18 protein-coding genes are annotated in these 15,859 nt (G+C 43.5%); 7 read left to right on the top strand and 11 right to left on the bottom strand.

From position 1 onward, the window contains the following. Positions 1 to 20: 20 nt before the first annotated feature. The 9 genes from nusB to gatC form a co-directional block, all read right to left on the bottom strand. On the bottom strand, positions 21 to 443 hold the full coding sequence (nusB, locus tag B7725_RS09045; RefSeq protein WP_084875799.1) for a transcription antitermination factor NusB: 423 nt from the start codon (positions 441 to 443) through the stop codon (positions 21 to 23). Further along, entirely contained in the window at positions 436 to 825 is a 390-nt protein-coding gene (locus tag B7725_RS09040; RefSeq protein WP_000510584.1) for an Asp23/Gls24 family envelope stress response protein, read from the bottom strand. The genes nusB and B7725_RS09040 overlap by 8 nt, the downstream gene beginning before the upstream one ends. 21 nt (positions 826 to 846) lie before the next feature. After that, entirely contained in the window at positions 847 to 1,407 is a 561-nt protein-coding gene (efp, locus tag B7725_RS09035; RefSeq protein WP_000568640.1) for an elongation factor P, read from the bottom strand. A gap of 81 nt (positions 1,408 to 1,488) precedes the next feature. Next, positions 1,489 to 2,616 (bottom strand): SPFH domain-containing protein, encoded by a 1,128-nt coding sequence (locus tag B7725_RS09030; protein WP_084875797.1) that lies wholly within the window; start codon positions 2,614 to 2,616, stop codon positions 1,489 to 1,491. Between the two features lie 8 nt (positions 2,617 to 2,624). Further along, positions 2,625 to 3,581 carry a zinc-ribbon domain-containing transport protein gene (locus B7725_RS09025; protein ID WP_009729833.1) on the bottom strand — a complete coding sequence of 319 codons (957 nt, stop codon included), beginning with the start codon at positions 3,579 to 3,581 and terminating at the stop codon, positions 2,625 to 2,627. Positions 3,582 to 3,680: 99 nt separating this feature from the next. Continuing rightward, positions 3,681 to 4,076 carry a hypothetical protein gene (locus B7725_RS09020; protein ID WP_084875796.1) on the bottom strand — a complete coding sequence of 132 codons (396 nt, stop codon included), beginning with the start codon at positions 4,074 to 4,076 and terminating at the stop codon, positions 3,681 to 3,683. A gap of 57 nt (positions 4,077 to 4,133) precedes the next feature. Next, positions 4,134 to 5,579 (bottom strand): Asp-tRNA(Asn)/Glu-tRNA(Gln) amidotransferase subunit GatB, encoded by a 1,446-nt coding sequence (gene gatB, locus B7725_RS09015; protein ID WP_084875794.1) that lies wholly within the window; start codon positions 5,577 to 5,579, stop codon positions 4,134 to 4,136. Beyond that, positions 5,579 to 7,045, bottom strand: coding sequence for an Asp-tRNA(Asn)/Glu-tRNA(Gln) amidotransferase subunit GatA (gatA, locus tag B7725_RS09010; RefSeq protein WP_084875793.1), 1,467 nt, complete (start codon positions 7,043 to 7,045; stop codon positions 5,579 to 5,581). Before gatA ends, gatB begins: the two co-directional genes overlap by 1 nt. Continuing rightward, a complete protein-coding gene (gene gatC / locus B7725_RS09005; protein WP_000705420.1) occupies positions 7,045 to 7,347 on the bottom strand; it encodes an Asp-tRNA(Asn)/Glu-tRNA(Gln) amidotransferase subunit GatC in 303 nt (100 codons plus the stop codon). Before gatC ends, gatA begins: the two co-directional genes overlap by 1 nt. 165 nt (positions 7,348 to 7,512) lie before the next feature. Here gatC and B7725_RS09000 point away from each other — a divergent pair, with 165 nt between their 5' ends. From B7725_RS09000 to B7725_RS09890, 3 genes are all read left to right on the top strand, one after another. Next, positions 7,513 to 8,205: a YwaF family protein gene (locus B7725_RS09000; protein ID WP_084875791.1), complete on the top strand. Its 693-nt coding sequence runs from the start codon at positions 7,513 to 7,515 to the stop codon at positions 8,203 to 8,205. Between the two features lie 143 nt (positions 8,206 to 8,348). Continuing rightward, positions 8,349 to 9,893, top strand: a complete 1,545-nt coding sequence (locus B7725_RS08995; RefSeq protein WP_061588416.1) for a peptide chain release factor 3 — start codon at positions 8,349 to 8,351, stop codon at positions 9,891 to 9,893. A gap of 10 nt (positions 9,894 to 9,903) precedes the next feature. Beyond that, on the top strand, positions 9,904 to 10,104 hold the full coding sequence (locus B7725_RS09890) for a hypothetical protein (protein ID WP_142357361.1): 201 nt from the start codon (positions 9,904 to 9,906) through the stop codon (positions 10,102 to 10,104). 170 nt (positions 10,105 to 10,274) lie between these two features. Here B7725_RS09890 and B7725_RS08990 read toward each other — a convergent pair whose 3' ends face one another. Beyond that, positions 10,275 to 11,228 (bottom strand): aromatic acid exporter family protein, encoded by a 954-nt coding sequence (locus B7725_RS08990; protein ID WP_084875790.1) that lies wholly within the window; start codon positions 11,226 to 11,228, stop codon positions 10,275 to 10,277. 49 nt (positions 11,229 to 11,277) lie between these two features. Then, positions 11,278 to 12,489 (bottom strand): serine/threonine transporter SstT, encoded by a 1,212-nt coding sequence (gene sstT / locus B7725_RS08985; RefSeq protein WP_084875788.1) that lies wholly within the window; start codon positions 12,487 to 12,489, stop codon positions 11,278 to 11,280. A gap of 150 nt (positions 12,490 to 12,639) precedes the next feature. Between sstT and B7725_RS08980 the strand changes: the two genes are divergently transcribed. From B7725_RS08980 to yqeH, 4 genes are read left to right on the top strand one after another with little or no spacing between them, the layout of a single operon-like run. Beyond that, on the top strand, positions 12,640 to 13,200 hold the full coding sequence (locus tag B7725_RS08980) for a mechanosensitive ion channel family protein (RefSeq protein WP_049477878.1): 561 nt from the start codon (positions 12,640 to 12,642) through the stop codon (positions 13,198 to 13,200). A 57-nt stretch (positions 13,201 to 13,257) separates the two neighbouring features. Further along, positions 13,258 to 14,166: a magnesium transporter CorA family protein gene (locus tag B7725_RS08975; protein WP_000899718.1), complete on the top strand. Its 909-nt coding sequence runs from the start codon at positions 13,258 to 13,260 to the stop codon at positions 14,164 to 14,166. Positions 14,167 to 14,183: 17 nt separating this feature from the next. Further along, complete coding sequence (locus tag B7725_RS08970; RefSeq protein WP_084875787.1) at positions 14,184 to 14,711, top strand: YqeG family HAD IIIA-type phosphatase; 528 nt, start codon at positions 14,184 to 14,186, stop codon at positions 14,709 to 14,711. Positions 14,712 to 14,713: 2 nt separating this feature from the next. After that, positions 14,714 to 15,820 (top strand): ribosome biogenesis GTPase YqeH, encoded by a 1,107-nt coding sequence (yqeH, locus tag B7725_RS08965; protein ID WP_000391189.1) that lies wholly within the window; start codon positions 14,714 to 14,716, stop codon positions 15,818 to 15,820. Positions 15,821 to 15,859 lie beyond the last annotated feature (39 nt).

The raw sequence follows: 15,859 nt of genomic DNA, 5'->3' as shown, positions 1-15,859 counted from the left end.
CTGTCAAACACTTTTTCTGTTTACTGTTCTTCTGTTACAAACTGGCTGAGCAGTCCATTGATAAAACGGGCAGATTTTTGATCTGAGAAGTCCTTTGCAAGCTCGATAGCTTCATTTACAGCAACCAGCTGAGGGGTGTCAAATGAAATGATTTCAAAGACTCCCAAGCGAAGGAGGTTTCTCTCCACGAGTGTTAAACGCTCGATGGTCCAACCTGCTTTTAAATGCTGTGTGATTTGCTTGTCTAGTTCTTCCTTTTTAGCCTGAACACCAGAAACGAGGTCTGTCAAAAAGGCTGGAAGTTGTACATCCGTATCTTCACGGTCATGAGTATAGGCGAAACGACAAGCAGTTTCGACATCCGTACCGAATTCAAGGCTCATGAGAGCTTGAAATGCGCATTTACGGAGTTGGCGTCTAGATTCTAATAGTGGACTAGTCATTGAGGAAGTCCTCGTCAAATAGATCTTTCAATTCTGGTTTTGGTGTTTTATCTGGAACGATACCTGCAACGTGAATATTGATAGCAGCGAGTTCTACATCAGCCATATTGCGGACTGCATCTTTAACAGCTTTCTGGATAGCAACTGCTACCTTAGGAACTTTTACTCCGTACTCTAGGTAGAGGTAGATATCAGCTGTGAGTTCTTCGTCCACGTTTTTTAGATAAACGCCACGGCCGAGTGAAAGTTTTGAAAGGGTATCAGATACTGATTTGTTTGAAAAAGAGTGAACACCCTCTACTTTTGCAGTAGCAATAGCAATGATTTTTTCAAGTACACGTGGGGCGATAACGATTTCGCCAAGTTGTTCTTCAATTCCCATAGAATGACCTCTTTCTAGAGATTAGGCACGAGAAACGTAAGTTCCTTCTGCAGTGTTGATAACGAGTTTTTGTCCTGCTTCGATGAAGTCTGGAACGTTTACGACAAGTCCAGTTTCCATCGTTGCTGGTTTACCAGAACCTGTAACAGTAGCACCTTTGATAGATGGTTGAGTTTCTGCAACTGTCAATTCGACAGTAGTAGGAACGGTAACACCGATCACTTCAGTTCCGTAGAATTGGATCTTCACATCAGAGTTTTCAAGGATGTAAAGCAATTCGTTTTCAACATTGACTACAGGAATTTCGTATTGGTCGTAAGTTTCTGTATTCATGAAGTAGGCTGTGTCATCCATTTTGTACAAGTATTGAGCTGGGACTGTCTCGATGATGGCTTGTTCAAATTTTTCCTCTGGACGATAGCTTGTGTCAAATGTAGAACCAGTACGGACATCACGCAATTTCATACGCATGATTGTGTTCCCTTTACCTGGTTTGTGGTGGCTAGCTTCCAAAACGCGAATTAATTTTCCGTCAGCTGTTTCAAAGGTCATACCAGCTTTTAATTTACTTGCTTCAATCATGTTTTTACCTCTTTAATAAAATAATTTACTCTTTATTGTACCATAAAAGACAACATTACTCAAATGTCAAAAGGAGCTTAATTAGTTGACTGGTACGATATTTCCATCTTCGTCTTTGGTAACGAGGACGTATTTTCCATCGACTTCGATGTAAAAATTCTTGCTGGCAGTTTGCCCAGTGTTTTGGGCCGGTGCTTGATTTTGGACTTGTTGGCTTAGTTGACCACCGAGAGTTTGGCCAAGACTCATACCCATAAACATGTTCATCCCATTGCCATTCCCTTCATTGGCAGCTGCAGCAATAAGTGCTTCGTTACGAGCACGGCGTTCTTCGATTTCAATCGTGTTGTACTTCATTGCCACGAGCTCACTATCAAGCTTGCGAACGATATCAAGACTTTCTTGGTCGTAGCTGAGGTCTTCAAGCAAGATATTAGTTGCTTCAATTCCGTAGAGGCCTGTCCAAACCTTGTTGACCTCTTGTTTAGCGAATTCGTTAAAGGTGTCTTGGTTGGCATTGAGGGTATAGATATCTACCTTGTTTTCGTTGGTATACTTGGCAATGGCAATCGCGATTTTCGGCGCGATATTTTGACGGAGCGTTCCTTGAGCTACCTCTTGGAGAGTAAATGGCTGTCCGTCAGTAATTTGACGGCTAACAGAACTTACGTAGAAGAGGACTGGGTCTGCTATTTTTACATCAAACAAGCCATAGAAACGGATGTTAAGCAGTTGTTGGTAACGTTCGCTGAAGTATTCGACCGCATTTTGTGTGCCGAACTTATTACCTGCAATAGGTTGCATGCGAATAAAGATGATTTCTTGTTGAGTGATGACTTGTCCACCAAAAGAGAAACGGTTTTTAAAGTTTTCCCAAGTGCCTTTTAAACCACCTTTTTCAAGGAGCCAGGCGTTATCACCAGCTTGCCATTCGTGGCTACCAGCTTCAAGGACCTCACCAAGGAAGGTACCGTTGTTTACCAAAACAGCGGTATAGCCTTGGGGAACGATAACCACACTGCCATCTGACAAGAGGCCTGTATTTTGATTGCTGTGACGAGAACGTCCATCTGGGTCTTTAGTGAGTAATTGCCCCTTGATGGCCAAGGCGTCGCCAGAGACATTATCTGGAAGGACAATGGCTTCCTTGAATTTACTATCATTAAAACTATTTAAGCCTGCTGATAAGGCTGCACGTATAAATCCCATAATTCCTCCTAATTATAAAGCTCGTCTTCATCCACAACATCATAGGTATCAAGTACCCATTGGTTTGGACTGCGAGAGAGATTGGCACCACAGTAGTCACACTCGCTAACTGCAGAGATTTTTAATGGGGCGCCACAGTTTGGACAGTGGTCGCTCACAACTTGGTCTGGATTGACTGCTTGCGTTTGGCTACCATGTTGACGGATAAAGTTCAATTGATACACGGTGAAGAGATCTTTTTTAGGATCTCCTTCGAGGACACGACGAGTCTCATCGTCAATGACATAGTCCCGCAAGGTAGATGACAGAATCACCACTAAGGTATCGTTTCCGTCAGGATTTTCAATGAACTCCTTGATGCGAACATTTTCGATACAGACTTTCTCTAAAACATTAGTTGTTTTAGCTCGAATATGGTCCTCAAGTTGGGTACTATGTTGAGAGTAGAGACTGGTACTTTCCAAAGCGCGGACAGAGTTCCAATTTTTCTCAGTCCAGGCAACCTGCAATTTAAGGTAGACTTCCTTAACCCAAGATGTGAAGGCTTCCGCGTCAAAGTTTGGATCCCCGTATTTCACACGGCTAATGGCCAGTGTGTTGTGTTCAACTCGACGATGGAGCGTCTGATAATCATTACTAGTGTAGGTTGAACTCGAATCTCCAGACTTACTCTGCAAGGATTTGACGATAACAACTAGTATGATTCCTCCGACTAATATGAACATAAATCCTAGATCGGGAGAGCTAGTAGAACTGTCAGAGGATGATCCGTATCCAGAGCGGTAGTAGTGATAGGATGAGCCGCCAGAACGACTTCCACCTCCACTTGAGCGGCTACTACTTCTGGAGCTACTGCGGCTGCTCCCTCCACTTCTGGAATGTCCAACACCCGCATCAACGATTTGAGGCACGGATAGAAAAACAAGTAATAAACAGGTCATTAAGAGAGCGTAAAACTTTTTCATGTGTCTCCTAACTATATGATTGAAAAGGTAGAATTCTGAATTTGAATGATTATTAAACTATTTAATAACCTTTAAAAATCATCTAAGATATACTAGGTGTTATTTACTAGCATTTAGCTTCTTTATGGAATGGCGCTCGATGAGCCATCCCACAATCCATCCTATTGCTAGCAAGTAATTTTCAAAAGCACCGATAGCATTTACAGGAGAGTGATACTCCATATAATTGAGTAAGTGATTTGTTCCTATTCCAATTCCACCAATAATGAGAGCAAGAAGTGCGATTTGTAGATAGAACCAATCGTATTTAATATTGATAGCGAGAATAATAATCAATACAGCTAAATTCCATATTCCAATTTCTCGTTGCCAACCAGCAGATATTCCGTACCCGGAGTGACTTCCCATGTATGATGGAAAGAAAATTTGTAGTATAGAAGCGCCTAACATAGCGATGATGACTAAGACAAATAGCAATCGTAAAAATTTGTTCATTTATTCCCCTTGTCTCATTCTCGTTTTAAAAGTAGAAAAAAGTGTTTAAAGAGTAAATTACTCACTTTCTTTCAACTTCGCCAATTCCTGTGCAAGCAGTTTAAGGGCGACTTGTGGATTAGCTTGGCCTTTGGTTGCCTTCATAAGGAATCCTGTGAAGGCCTTGTCTGCGTTTCGTTTTCCTGACTTGAAGTCGGCGACAGCGGCTTCGTTATCGGCAAAGACTTGGTGGATGATTGGAATCAAGATAGCTGGATCTGAGATTTGAACCAAGCCTGCTTTTTCCACGTATTCACGCGCGCCACCGCCATTTTTAGCCAGATGAACAAAGACTTTTTTGGCAATCTTAGAAGAGATAGTGCCGTCTTCGATGATGGCAATCATTTCAACCAAGTTTTCTGGTGTCAACTCGATTTGTTCCAGTGTCTTGCCTTCAGCATTCAAGAATTGAGCGACTTCACCTTGAAGCCAATTTGAGACTTGCTTAGCATCGCCACCGAGGGCAACAGCTTTTTCAAAGAAGTCAGAAGTGACTTTGTTTGCAGTCAACTGGCTAGCATCGTAGTCTGACAAGCCAAGGTCAGATACGTAGCGCGCACGGCGTTCTTTTGGAAATTCTGGCAATTCTGTACGCATTTCTTCGATCCACTCATCTGAAATTTCAAAGAGAGGTAGGTCTGGTTCTGGGAAGTAGCGGTAGTCTGCAGCTCCTTCCTTGACACGCATGAGGATGGTTGCCTTGTTAGCTTCGTCGTAACGGCGTGTTTCTTGACGAATTTGACCACCTGAGCGAAGGATTTCAGCTTGACGTTGGACTTCGTATTCAAGCCCTTTACGGACATTGGAGAAGGAGTTGAGGTTCTTTAACTCAGTCTTGGTACCGAATTTCTCTTGACCATAAGGACGAAGCGAGATGTTGGCATCCACACGCATAGAACCTTCTTCCATCTTAACGTCAGAAATGCCAGCGTACTGGATGACTTCCTTGAGGGCAGTCAGATAAGCATAGGCTTCTTCAGGAGAACGCATGTCGGCTTCAGATACAATCTCAATCAATGGCACCCCTTGGCGGTTGAGGTCAACATAAGAGTAGCCATCTGTACCGTGGGTGTTCTTACCAGCGTCTTCTTCTAGGTGAGCACGTTCGATACCGATTTTCTTGGTCGTACCGTCTTCTAGCTCCACTTCAATCCAGCCGTTATAACCGATTGGCTCATCAAATTGAGAAATTTGGTAGGCTTTTGGATTATCAGGATAGAAGTAGTTCTTGCGGTCAAAGTGCATTTTTTTGTGGATGTCCATGTTGAGGGCAAGAGCAGCCTTGATTCCGGCATCAACAACACCTTTATTGAGAACAGGCAGGACACCTGGGAAAGACCAGTCAATCACGTTGGTGTTGGCATTTTGGTCATTCCCAAAGTGGGCAGATGTAGGTGAGAAGATTTTTGAATTGGTGTTGAGCTCAACGTGGACTTCAAGTCCAATGACTGTTTCAAAGTTCATTAGTTATCACCTCCAAAAATCACGGGTTGTTGTTTGTGGTAGTCTGTTGTCGCCTCAAAAGCAGCAGCAGCTTGGTAAATGGTTTCTTCTGAGTATTTAGGACCAATCAATTGCAGACCGACTGGTAGACCTTGAGAGAATCCAGCAGGAATTGAAATTCCTGGGAGACCAGCTAAGTTGACTGGGATGGTCAAAAGGTCAGCCAAGTACATGGCAACTGGATCGTGGTTGAGTGAATCCAAGTCATAGGCAACGCTTGGAGCAGTTGGTCCTAGGATTAAATCGTAATCCGCAAAGACGTTTTCGAAATCTTGGATGATGAGGGTACGAACTTGTCCAGCCTTCTTGTAATAGGCATCATAGTAACCTGATGAAAGGCTAAATGTTCCAAGCATGATACGGCGTTTCACTTCTTCACCGAAACCTTGGCTACGGCTGTTTACATAGATTTCATCAAGGTTGCTTGCATCTTCTGCGCGGTAGCCATAACGGATACCGTCAAAGCGTTGCAAGTTTGATGAGGCTTCTGATGAAGCGATGATGTAGTAAACGGCAACACCGTATTTAGAGTGAGGAAGGCTGACTTCTTCGACGATGGCACCAAGTTTTTCAAAGTGTTTAGCGGCGTTCAGGATTCTTTCCTTAACCTCTGGGTCGATTCCTTCACCGAGGTATTCCTTAGGCAAAGCGATTTTCATGCCCTTGATGTCTTGACCGATTTTTGAAGTAAAGTCGGCAATGCGGACAGGAGCAGAAGTCGAGTCTTTGGCATCTTCGCTGGCAATCGCATTGAGCAAGAGGGCATTTTCCTTAACAGTTGGTGCGAAAGGTCCGATTTGATCTAATGAGCTACCGAAGGCAATGAGACCGAAACGAGAAACTGTTCCGTAGGTTGGCTTGAGACCAACGATCCCGTTGAAGGCAGCAGGTTGGCGGATGGAACCACCAGTATCAGAACCAAGTGACAAACGGACTTGTCCTGAAGCTACAGAAGCTGCGGAACCGCTAGATGAACCACCAGGAACTTTGCTGTGGTCCCAAGCATTTTTAGTCGCTCCGTAGTGGGAAGTTTCACCTGAACCACCCATGGCAAACTCGTCCATGTTGGTTTTTCCGACAACAATCATACCCTTAGATTTGGCATTGGCGACAGCTGTCGCATCAAAGATTGGCTCGTAGTTGTAGAGCATTTTTGAGGCAGCAGTTGTGAGGATGCCGTCAGTAGAAATATTATCCTTAACAGCCAGTGGAATTCCTGAAAGAACATTGTCGGCGTCGATTCCAGCTTCATCAATAGCCTTAGCTTGGGCAAGTGCTTGCTCCTCAGCGATGGTAACAAAAGCGTTGATAGCTGTCTCGCGAGATTTGATATCTTCAAGTGTAGCTTGGGTCAATTCAGTTGCTGAAATTTCCTTAGAAACAAGGAGATTGTGTAACTCTTCAATGGTTTTATAATTAAAAGTCATTAGGCATCTCCTCCATCGTCTAGGATAGCTGGTACCTTGATATAGTAGTTTTCTTTTTCAGGTACGTTTTTAAACAAGCGATCACGGTCAGTTCCTTCTTCGGCCACATCAGGGCGGAGTACAGTCTTGCGGTCTGCCATGGTCGTAGTAGGTGCGACACCAGTTGTGTCGACTTCGCCCAGCAATTCAACCATATCAACAATCTTAGACAAGGTTGTTGCAAAGGCAGCAGTTTCTTCTTCAGAGAATCTTAATTTTGAAAGATTGGCAACGTGTGTTACCTCTTCTTGCGTAATTTTCATCTTACATCCTTTCGTGAAATGATGATTTTTAGTCTGTTCTATTTTACCATATTTTCCTATAAATAAGGGAGCCAAACTGAAAAGAAATAGAAATTGAAAAATCGCTTTTAATTCGCTATAATGGTTAAACTAGAGAATAGAGAAAATAAGAGTTAGGATAAAAATATGTTCCATCAATTTATCACCAGATCTCAGACGGTTCCTCCTCCTATTCCACTCTTTTGGTATGGGGCTATGATGCTTCTTTTAGTGCTTTGTATTTATGGAGCACTTGCTTATCACCAAAATCCGAAATTTGTCCGCTTGTTTAAGTGGATTCAGATTCTCCAGTTGCTAGCCCTATATAGTTGGTATGTTGGTTTTGGGATTCCATTTTCTAATAGCCTTCCATTTTATCATTGCCGTTTGGCTATGTTTGCGGTGGTTTTCTTGCCTGATAAATGGCGAAGCAAGCAATATTTTGCCCTCTTAGGAGCAAGTGGAGCGGTCTTTGCTTTGGTTTACCCCGTTTTTGACCCCTATGATTTTCCTCATATTACCAGTTTTTCATTTTTGATTGGCCACTATGCCCTTTTGGTGAATTCCTTGGTTTACTTGATGAATCACTATGATAAGACCTTGCTCAAGAAATATATGATTGTAGCCTATACCTTTATCCTCAATCTCTTTCTAGTTGGGGTTAATCAGGTGACGGGTGGAAATTATGGTCTCTTAAGAGATACACCGTTTATCTCGAATGCTCCTCTATGGCTAAAGTACCTCCTTGTGTCGGTCATCCTTTCACTGGCTCTTGTTCTCTTTGATATCTTGTTCAAGGAACGGTGGAAAAAGAGAAATCAGGCGCAATCTGTGCTCTAGCTTGCCTTTTCATCGGATGAGCAATTGAAAAACTCCCCAAAATCCGCTATAATGGAGAGTTGAAAGGAATAGTAAAATCCAATGTAAAAATCATTCTTAACTACTGAAACAACTAAAAATAGAAAATCAAAGAAAGAGAACTTATGACTATTCAAGAAGAAATCAAGAAACGCCGTACCTTTGCCATTATTTCTCACCCGGACGCGGGGAAAACAACCATTACTGAGCAGTTGCTCTACTTTGGGGGCGAGATTCGTGAGGCTGGTACGGTAAAAGGAAAGAAAACAGGGACTTTTGCCAAGTCTGACTGGATGGATATCGAGAAACAACGTGGTATTTCGGTAACCTCATCTGTCATGCAGTTTGACTATGATGGAAAGCGCGTCAACATCCTTGACACCCCAGGGCACGAGGACTTCTCAGAAGATACTTATCGTACCTTGATGGCGGTGGATGCTGCGGTCATGGTCGTCGACTCTGCCAAGGGTATCGAGGCCCAAACCAAGAAATTGTTTGAGGTTGTCAAACACCGTGGCATTCCTGTCTTTACCTTTATGAACAAGCTGGACCGTGATGGCCGTGAGCCACTGGATCTCTTGCAAGAACTAGAAGAAGTATTGGGGATTGCCAGCTATCCAATGAACTGGCCAATCGGGATGGGGAAAGCTTTTGAGGGCTTGTATGACCTCTATAACCAACGTTTAGAACTTTATAAAGGGGATGAGCGTTTTGCCAGTCTAGAAGATGGTGACCAGCTTTTTGGCAGCAATCCTTTCTACGCTCAGGTTAAGGACGATATCGAACTTTTGCAAGAAGCAGGAAATGAATTTTCGGAAGAAGCTATTCTTGAAGGAGAACTGACTCCGGTCTTCTTCGGTTCAGCCCTCACTAACTTTGGGGTGCAGACCTTCCTTGAGACCTTCCTTAAGTTTGCTCCAGAACCACATGGGCACAAGAAAACAGACGGAGAAATTGTGGATCCTTATGACAAGGATTTCTCAGGATTTGTCTTTAAAATCCAAGCCAATATGGACCCTCGTCACCGTGACCGCATCGCCTTTGTCCGTATCGTATCGGGCGAATTTGAGCGTGGGATGAGTGTTAATCTTCCTCGTACTGGGAAGACTGCCAAGCTTTCTAATGTCACCCAGTTTATGGCGGAAAGTCGTGAGAATGTGACCAATGCCGTGGCAGGTGATATTATCGGGGTTTACGATACTGGTACTTATCAGGTTGGGGATACCTTGACAGTTGGAAAAAATAAGTTTGAATTTGAACCACTGCCAACCTTTACCCCTGAGATTTTCATGAAAGTTTCTGCTAAGAACGTTATGAAACAAAAATCTTTCCACAAAGGGATTGAGCAATTGGTGCAAGAAGGAGCCATTCAGCTTTATAAGAATTACCAAACTGGCGAGTACATGCTAGGGGCTGTGGGACAACTCCAGTTTGAAGTCTTTAAGCACCGCATGGAAGGCGAGTACAATGCAGAAGTAGTCATGAGCCCAATGGGTAAAAAGACCGTTCGTTGGATCAAGCCTGAGGACTTGGATGAACGGATGTCCTCAAGCCGCAATATTTTGGCCAAGGACCGCTTTGACCAACCAGTCTTCCTCTTTGAAAATGACTTTGCCCTCCGCTGGTTTGCGGACAAGTATCCAGACGTAGAGTTGGAGGAAAAAATGTAAATCGTTACAAATGACTAGCAACATAAAGTTGCTGTCATTTGACGGTAACCGCTATGGCGGTCTACCTAAACGCTTCACTAGTAAAAATCCACGAATATTATCGATTCGTGGATTTTTCCGTCGTAATGGTAAGGAATCGAACTACCTAACTGCCTCACTAACTGAGTTTTACAAATGGAATCGATTTGTAAAACTCAGTGTCGTAATCTAACAATCGGTAACCGCTATGGCAGCTTCCCTAAACACTTCATTAGGACAAGTCCCCGAATGATTTTGATTCGTGGAATTTGGATTTATTTTCATATAGTAAAGGTAATTGAAGTCAAAGGTAAATTAAAAACCTCATAGAAATCATGTTACATGAATTCTTCTGAGGTTTTTCTAGTTTCCATATTTCTGGTAAAAATCGACCTTAACCTGGATAAAGGTTTCGGCTTCGCGTAGTAGCTGCAGGAGGGTAGCACGGGTTTCAAACTCCTCACGTGTTTTAGGGAGACTCCGATTGCGGAAGACTTGCAGATAGCGTTCGATGTCATCAAGTAGGTCATGAGCAGGATTGGTCTGACTTAGCTGGGCAGCAATCTTAGAAAAGAGCTGGGCCAAGATCAAACTCTCACTTGCGGCCAGATGGCAGGTATTAATCTGCTGGGCCATATTTCGCAGGATGCGACTTTGTCGCTGCCTCATCTCAAAGTAGTGGATGTGGTAGTCCGTCTGGTGAAAGAGATGATCCGAGTGATCCAGGTAGACCAGTTTGAGAGCTTCATCGAGGAGGTTGTCTAATTGGTCAACGAGTTGGGCTTGATTGCGTCCGTCTCCTCTTGACAGATAGTATTTAAAGCGAAGCAGGATGTCTTTTAACTTTTCTTCGACCTGAAGGTGGTAGCTTTGGATGGCTTTCTCGCGAGAAGGCATGTAAAGGTTGACCAATAGGGCAAAGCTTGTCCCGATGAGAAAGAGGAGTATTTCATTAAGCAAGAGCTCTGGGGAAGTAGACTCCTGTACCAAGAGATGACTGACCAAGACACTGCTAGGGGTGATGCCGATTTCCCAGCCCATTTTGTAAGCAAGAGGGACATAGAGAGCCAGATAGAGGCCCAGGCTCCAGATGTGAAAGCCCGTAAGCTGAAAGGCTAGAACACCGATAGCGAGCGCTAGTAGCATGGAAAAGAGGCGGTTACGAGCCAACTTCAGCGTGTTTCTGCGCGTGTCGGAGAGGCTTAATAGGGCGATAATTCCAGCTGAAACTGCTGATGATAAATCTAAAAAATAAGCGAGAAAACAAGCGAGACAGGTCGCTAAGATCAGTTTTGTCGTACGTTGAGTGAGGGACATGAAAATTTCCTAAACTAATAGAATCGAGTGTTTAACGAGGAATCAGAGACTAGGGGCGAAGTTTTCGGTTTGTAGCATACTCGGCAACCGCTGTAAAGAGGACATCTGTTGAAGAGTTCAGGGCTGTTTCGCAGGAGTCTTGAACGATCCCAATCACAAAACCGACTCCGACAACCTGCATAGCCAAGTCGTTGGAAATCCCAAAGAGGCTACAAGCGACAGGAATGAGGAGAAGGGATCCCCCAGCGATCCCAGAGGCCCCGCAGGCAGAAATGGCAGCCACTACACTGAGCACAAATGCTGTCCCAAAGTCTACCGAGATTCCGAGTGTATTGACGGCAGCCAGGGTCAGGACATTTATGGTAACGGCAGCGCCAGCCATGTTGATGGTCGAACCAAGCGGGATGGAGACAGAGTAGGTGTCAGGATTCAGTCCCAAGTCTTGGCAGAGTTTCATATTGACAGGGATATTGGCGGCAGAGCTACGAGTGAAAAAGGCTGTAATACCACTGACACGTAGGCATTTCAAAACAAGGGGATAGGGATTTTTCCTTATAAAGAGAAAGGCGATGAGTGGGTTGACGATGAGAGCTACAAAGGCCATGGTAGCAATCAAGAGTCCTAGGAGGACACCGTAGTTAGCCAGACTGGCAATGCCCTTGTCAGAGATGGTCTTAAACACCAAACCTAAAATCCCAAAGGGTGCTAGATTGATAATCCATTCCACGATTTTAGAGGTGACATCCGCCATGGTTTTCAGTAATTCTTTACTGTGTTTACTTGCCTCTCTCATAGCCAAGCCAAAGACGACTGCCCAAGAGAGAATCCCGATATAGTTGGCTTCAACAATGGCATTCAAGGGATTGTCCACCAGTTTGAGCAAGAGGTTGCTGAGGACTTGACCGATACCATCAGGAGCAGCAACTTCTGTATTTGCACTGGTCAGGGTGATTTGCACAGGCAGTAAGAAACTAGCTAGAACAGCTACCAATGCAGCAGCAAAGGTTCCAAGCAAGTATAGGAAAATAACAGTCTTCATATTGGTGTTTTGTCCCTTTTGGTGTTGGGAAAGGGCATTGGCAACAAGGGCAAAAACTAGAATAGGAGCGATGGTCTTCAGTCCGCCTACAAAGAGATCTCCAAGCAGACCGATTCCTGTAAGGTTTGGAAAGAGCATCCCCAATGTCGCTCCAAAAATCATTCCAATAAGGATTCGTTTGATGAGGCTTGCCTTGGTCCAGGCTCTAATGATTCGTTTCATATCAGTCTCCTTCAAAATGTATTGTTTATAATTATAGTATAAATATGCTATAGAGGCAAGTGATATTTTGAAAACGGAGATGATGATTGAATAATTATGAAAGAAAAGAGAAGGACGATTTTATGGTATAATAGGAAAAAGGAGTTTTATATGCAAGATTTTTTTCAACGCTATTTTGATAAACTTGATTTAACAACCATGTTAGAGAATCTCTTGACCAAGGTGATTTCTCTTTTGATTTTGTTTTTACTATTTTATATAGCTAAAAAGATGCTTCATGCGACTGTACGAAAGATTGTCAAGCCCTCGCTTAAATTTTCAAATCGAGATGCAGGAAGACAAAAGACCATCTCGCGTTTGCTGGAGAATGTCTTTAACTACATTCTTTATTTCTTTTTGATCTACTGCATCCTGTCTATTTTAGGTTTGCCGGTTTCTAGCCTCCTTGCTGGTGCGGGAATTGCTGGGGTGGCCATTGGTATGGGGGCGCAAGGCTTTCTATCCGATGTCATCAATGGCTTTTTCATCCTCTTTGAACGCCAGCTTGATGTGGGTGATGAAGTGGTCCTCACAAATGGACCGATTACCGTTTCTGGAAAGGTCGTTAGCGTAGGGATCCGTACAACGCAACTGCGAGGTGATGATCAAGCCCTTCACTTTGTTCCCAATCGTAATATCACTGTTGTTAGCAACTTTTCCCGCACAGAGTAGCTCTGCTATTTTGGTAGATTTGTGGTACAATAGAAGGAGTTTGGTAAAGGAGAGAGTATGCTATTTGTAGAGAAAAAATTAGGTCACGATCGTACTTGGATAGACCTTGATGTGGATAAGATTAAAAATATGGAAGATCTTTCTGACATCTATGGATTGGACAAGGAAACCATTGAGTATGCTCTGGATAGAAATGAACGAGCTCATATGGATTATAACCGTGAAACGGAGACGGTAACCTTTATTTATAATGTTCTTGATTTAGAAAAAGACAAAGAATATTATGAAGCGATTCCGATGACCTTTATCGTTGAAAAACAACGGCTGATTACTATCAGCAATCACAAGAATACTTATGTGATTAAACGCATGGCAACCTACCTTGAAAGCCATGAAATTATTTCAATCTACAAATTTCTTTTTGCCAGTTTAGAGATTATTAGCAATGCTTACTATCCAGTTATTGAAGAGATGGATAAAAGCAAGGATGAAATCAGTGCACTTCTTCGTCAAAAAACAACTAAAAAAAATCTTTTCGCCCTCTCTGACTTGGAAACTGGTATGGTTTACCTGACAGCTGCCGCTAAACAAAATCGTCTCCTCTTGGAACACATTCAAGGGCATGCTCTTTATCGTAATCTTAATGAGGTAGAAAGAGAGCAGTTTGACGATGCTATGATTGAAGCCCATCAGTTGGTTTCAATGACAGACTTAATATCTCAAGTCTTGCAACAACTCTCAGCCTCTTACAACAACATCCTAAATAATAATCTGAATGATAATTTGACAACTTTGACAATTATCTCAGTCTTGCTAGCTATCCTTGCGGTTATTACAGGATTTTTCGGAATGAATGTTCCCTTACCGTTTACAGATGAACCGAATGCTTGGATTTATATTTTGATAGCTAGTCTCATTTTATGGGCAGTCTTAGCTCAATGTTTAAAGAAAATTGCTAGAAATTAAAAAGAAAAGGAGCCAGAATGGCGATTGAAAATTATATGCCAGATTTTGCTGTGGAAGCAGTCTATAATCTGACAGTCCCAAGCCTGCAGGCGCAGGGAATCAAGGCTGTTTTGGTCGACTTGGACAATACCCTCATTGCTTGGAACAACCCTGATGGGACACCAGAGATGAAGCAATGGCTACATGATCTCCGGGATGCAGGCATTCGCATCATCGTGGTCTCAAATAACACCAAAAAACGGGTCCAACGCGCAGTTGAGAAATTTGGGATTGATTACGTTTATTGGGCCTTGAAGCCTTTCACATTTGGGATTGACCGTGCCATGAAGGAATTTCACTACGAGAAAAATGAAGTGGTCATGGTCGGCGACCAACTCATGACGGATATTCGCGCAGCGCATCGTGCAGGTATTCGCTCAATCTTGGTCAAACCCTTGGTCCAACACGACTCGATCAAAACGCAGATCAATCGAGCTCGCGAGCGCCGTGTCATGCGAAAAATCACTGAAAAGTACGGACCGATTACATATAAAAAAGGAATTTAACTATGGAAGAAATTCTCTGTATTGGATGTGGAGCAACCATTCAGACGACAGACAAGGCTGGTCTTGGATTTACTCCCCAGTCGGCACTTGAAAAAGGTTTGGAGACTGGAGAAGTTTATTGTCAACGCTGTTTCCGTCTCCGCCACTACAATGAAATCACTGATGTCCAGTTGACGGACGATGATTTCCTCAAACTCTTGCACGAGGTGGGAGACAGCGATGCCTTGGTAGTCAATGTCATTGATATCTTTGACTTTAATGGCTCTGTTATTCCAGGCTTACCACGTTTTGTATCGGGCAATGATGTCCTCTTGGTTGGAAATAAGAAAGATATCCTGCCCAAGTCAGTTAAACCGGGCAAGATTAGCCAGTGGCTCATGGAACGTGCCCACGAAGAAGGTCTTCGTCCTGTGGATGTCGTCCTGACTTCGGCTCAGAATAAGCATGCTATTAAGGAAGTCATTGATAAAATCGAGCACTATCGCAAGGGCCGTGATGTCTACGTGGTTGGCGTGACCAACGTTGGAAAGTCAACCCTTATCAACGCCATTATCCAAGAAATCACGGGTGACCAAAATGTCATCACGACTTCGCGTTTCCCAGGAACAACCTTGGACAAGATTGAGATTCCGCTCGACGACGGATCTTATATTTACGATACGCCAGGGATTATCCACCGCCACCAGATGGCCCACTACTTGACGGCCAAAAACCTCAAGTATGTCAGCCCTAAAAAGGAAATCAAGCCCAAAACCTATCAGCTTAACCCTGAACAAACCCTGTTTCTAGGTGGTCTCGGACGCTTTGACTTTATATCAGGAGAAAAACAAGGATTTACTGCTTTTTTTGACAACGAACTCAAACTCCACCGTACCAAGCTAGAAGGCGCTAGTGCCTTCTATGACAAGCACCTCGGAACCCTTCTCACACCACCAAATAGCAAGGAAAAAGAAGACTTTCCAAAACTAGTTCAACATGTCTTTACCATCAAGGATAAGACAGACCTAGTCATCTCAGGACTAGGCTGGATCCGCGTAACAGGCACCGCCAAAGTCGCCGTCTGGGCCCCAGAAGGCGTCGCCGTCGTCACACGCAAAGCAATCATTTAAACACAGAAAGGAAAGAGCTGTCTGGATTCGGGCGAGCTC

Origin of the sequence: Streptococcus oralis subsp. tigurinus (assembly GCF_002096275.1) — a bacterium.
Taxonomy (GTDB): domain Bacteria; phylum Bacillota; class Bacilli; order Lactobacillales; family Streptococcaceae; genus Streptococcus; species Streptococcus oralis_CN.
The sequence above is the reverse complement of the archived record's forward strand: the minus strand, read 5'-3'. Positions and strand labels throughout refer to the sequence as shown.

Coding starts and splice junctions, on each gene's coding strand:
- gatB (WP_084875794.1), bottom strand. CDS start 5,579: ATGAACTTTGAAACAGTCATTGGACTTGAAGTCCACGTTGAGCTCAAC.
- sstT (WP_084875788.1), bottom strand. CDS start 12,489: ATGAAACGAATCATTAGAGCCTGGACCAAGGCAAGCCTCATCAAACGA.
- B7725_RS08975 (WP_000899718.1), top strand. CDS start 13,258: ATGCTATTTGTAGAGAAAAAATTAGGTCACGATCGTACTTGGATAGAC.
- B7725_RS08970 (WP_084875787.1), top strand. CDS start 14,184: ATGGCGATTGAAAATTATATGCCAGATTTTGCTGTGGAAGCAGTCTAT.
- B7725_RS09025 (WP_009729833.1), bottom strand. CDS start 3,581: ATGAAAAAGTTTTACGCTCTCTTAATGACCTGTTTATTACTTGTTTTT.
- B7725_RS09020 (WP_084875796.1), bottom strand. CDS start 4,076: ATGAACAAATTTTTACGATTGCTATTTGTCTTAGTCATCATCGCTATG.
- B7725_RS08995 (WP_061588416.1), top strand. CDS start 8,349: ATGACTATTCAAGAAGAAATCAAGAAACGCCGTACCTTTGCCATTATT.
- nusB (WP_084875799.1), bottom strand. CDS start 443: ATGACTAGTCCACTATTAGAATCTAGACGCCAACTCCGTAAATGCGCA.
- B7725_RS08990 (WP_084875790.1), bottom strand. CDS start 11,228: ATGTCCCTCACTCAACGTACGACAAAACTGATCTTAGCGACCTGTCTC.
- B7725_RS09030 (WP_084875797.1), bottom strand. CDS start 2,616: ATGGGATTTATACGTGCAGCCTTATCAGCAGGCTTAAATAGTTTTAAT.
- B7725_RS09890 (WP_142357361.1), top strand. CDS start 9,904: ATGACTAGCAACATAAAGTTGCTGTCATTTGACGGTAACCGCTATGGC.
- B7725_RS08980 (WP_049477878.1), top strand. CDS start 12,640: ATGCAAGATTTTTTTCAACGCTATTTTGATAAACTTGATTTAACAACC.
- gatC (WP_000705420.1), bottom strand. CDS start 7,347: ATGAAAATTACGCAAGAAGAGGTAACACACGTTGCCAATCTTTCAAAA.
- B7725_RS09000 (WP_084875791.1), top strand. CDS start 7,513: ATGTTCCATCAATTTATCACCAGATCTCAGACGGTTCCTCCTCCTATT.
- B7725_RS09040 (WP_000510584.1), bottom strand. CDS start 825: ATGGGAATTGAAGAACAACTTGGCGAAATCGTTATCGCCCCACGTGTA.
- efp (WP_000568640.1), bottom strand. CDS start 1,407: ATGATTGAAGCAAGTAAATTAAAAGCTGGTATGACCTTTGAAACAGCT.
- yqeH (WP_000391189.1), top strand. CDS start 14,714: ATGGAAGAAATTCTCTGTATTGGATGTGGAGCAACCATTCAGACGACA.
- gatA (WP_084875793.1), bottom strand. CDS start 7,045: ATGACTTTTAATTATAAAACCATTGAAGAGTTACACAATCTCCTTGTT.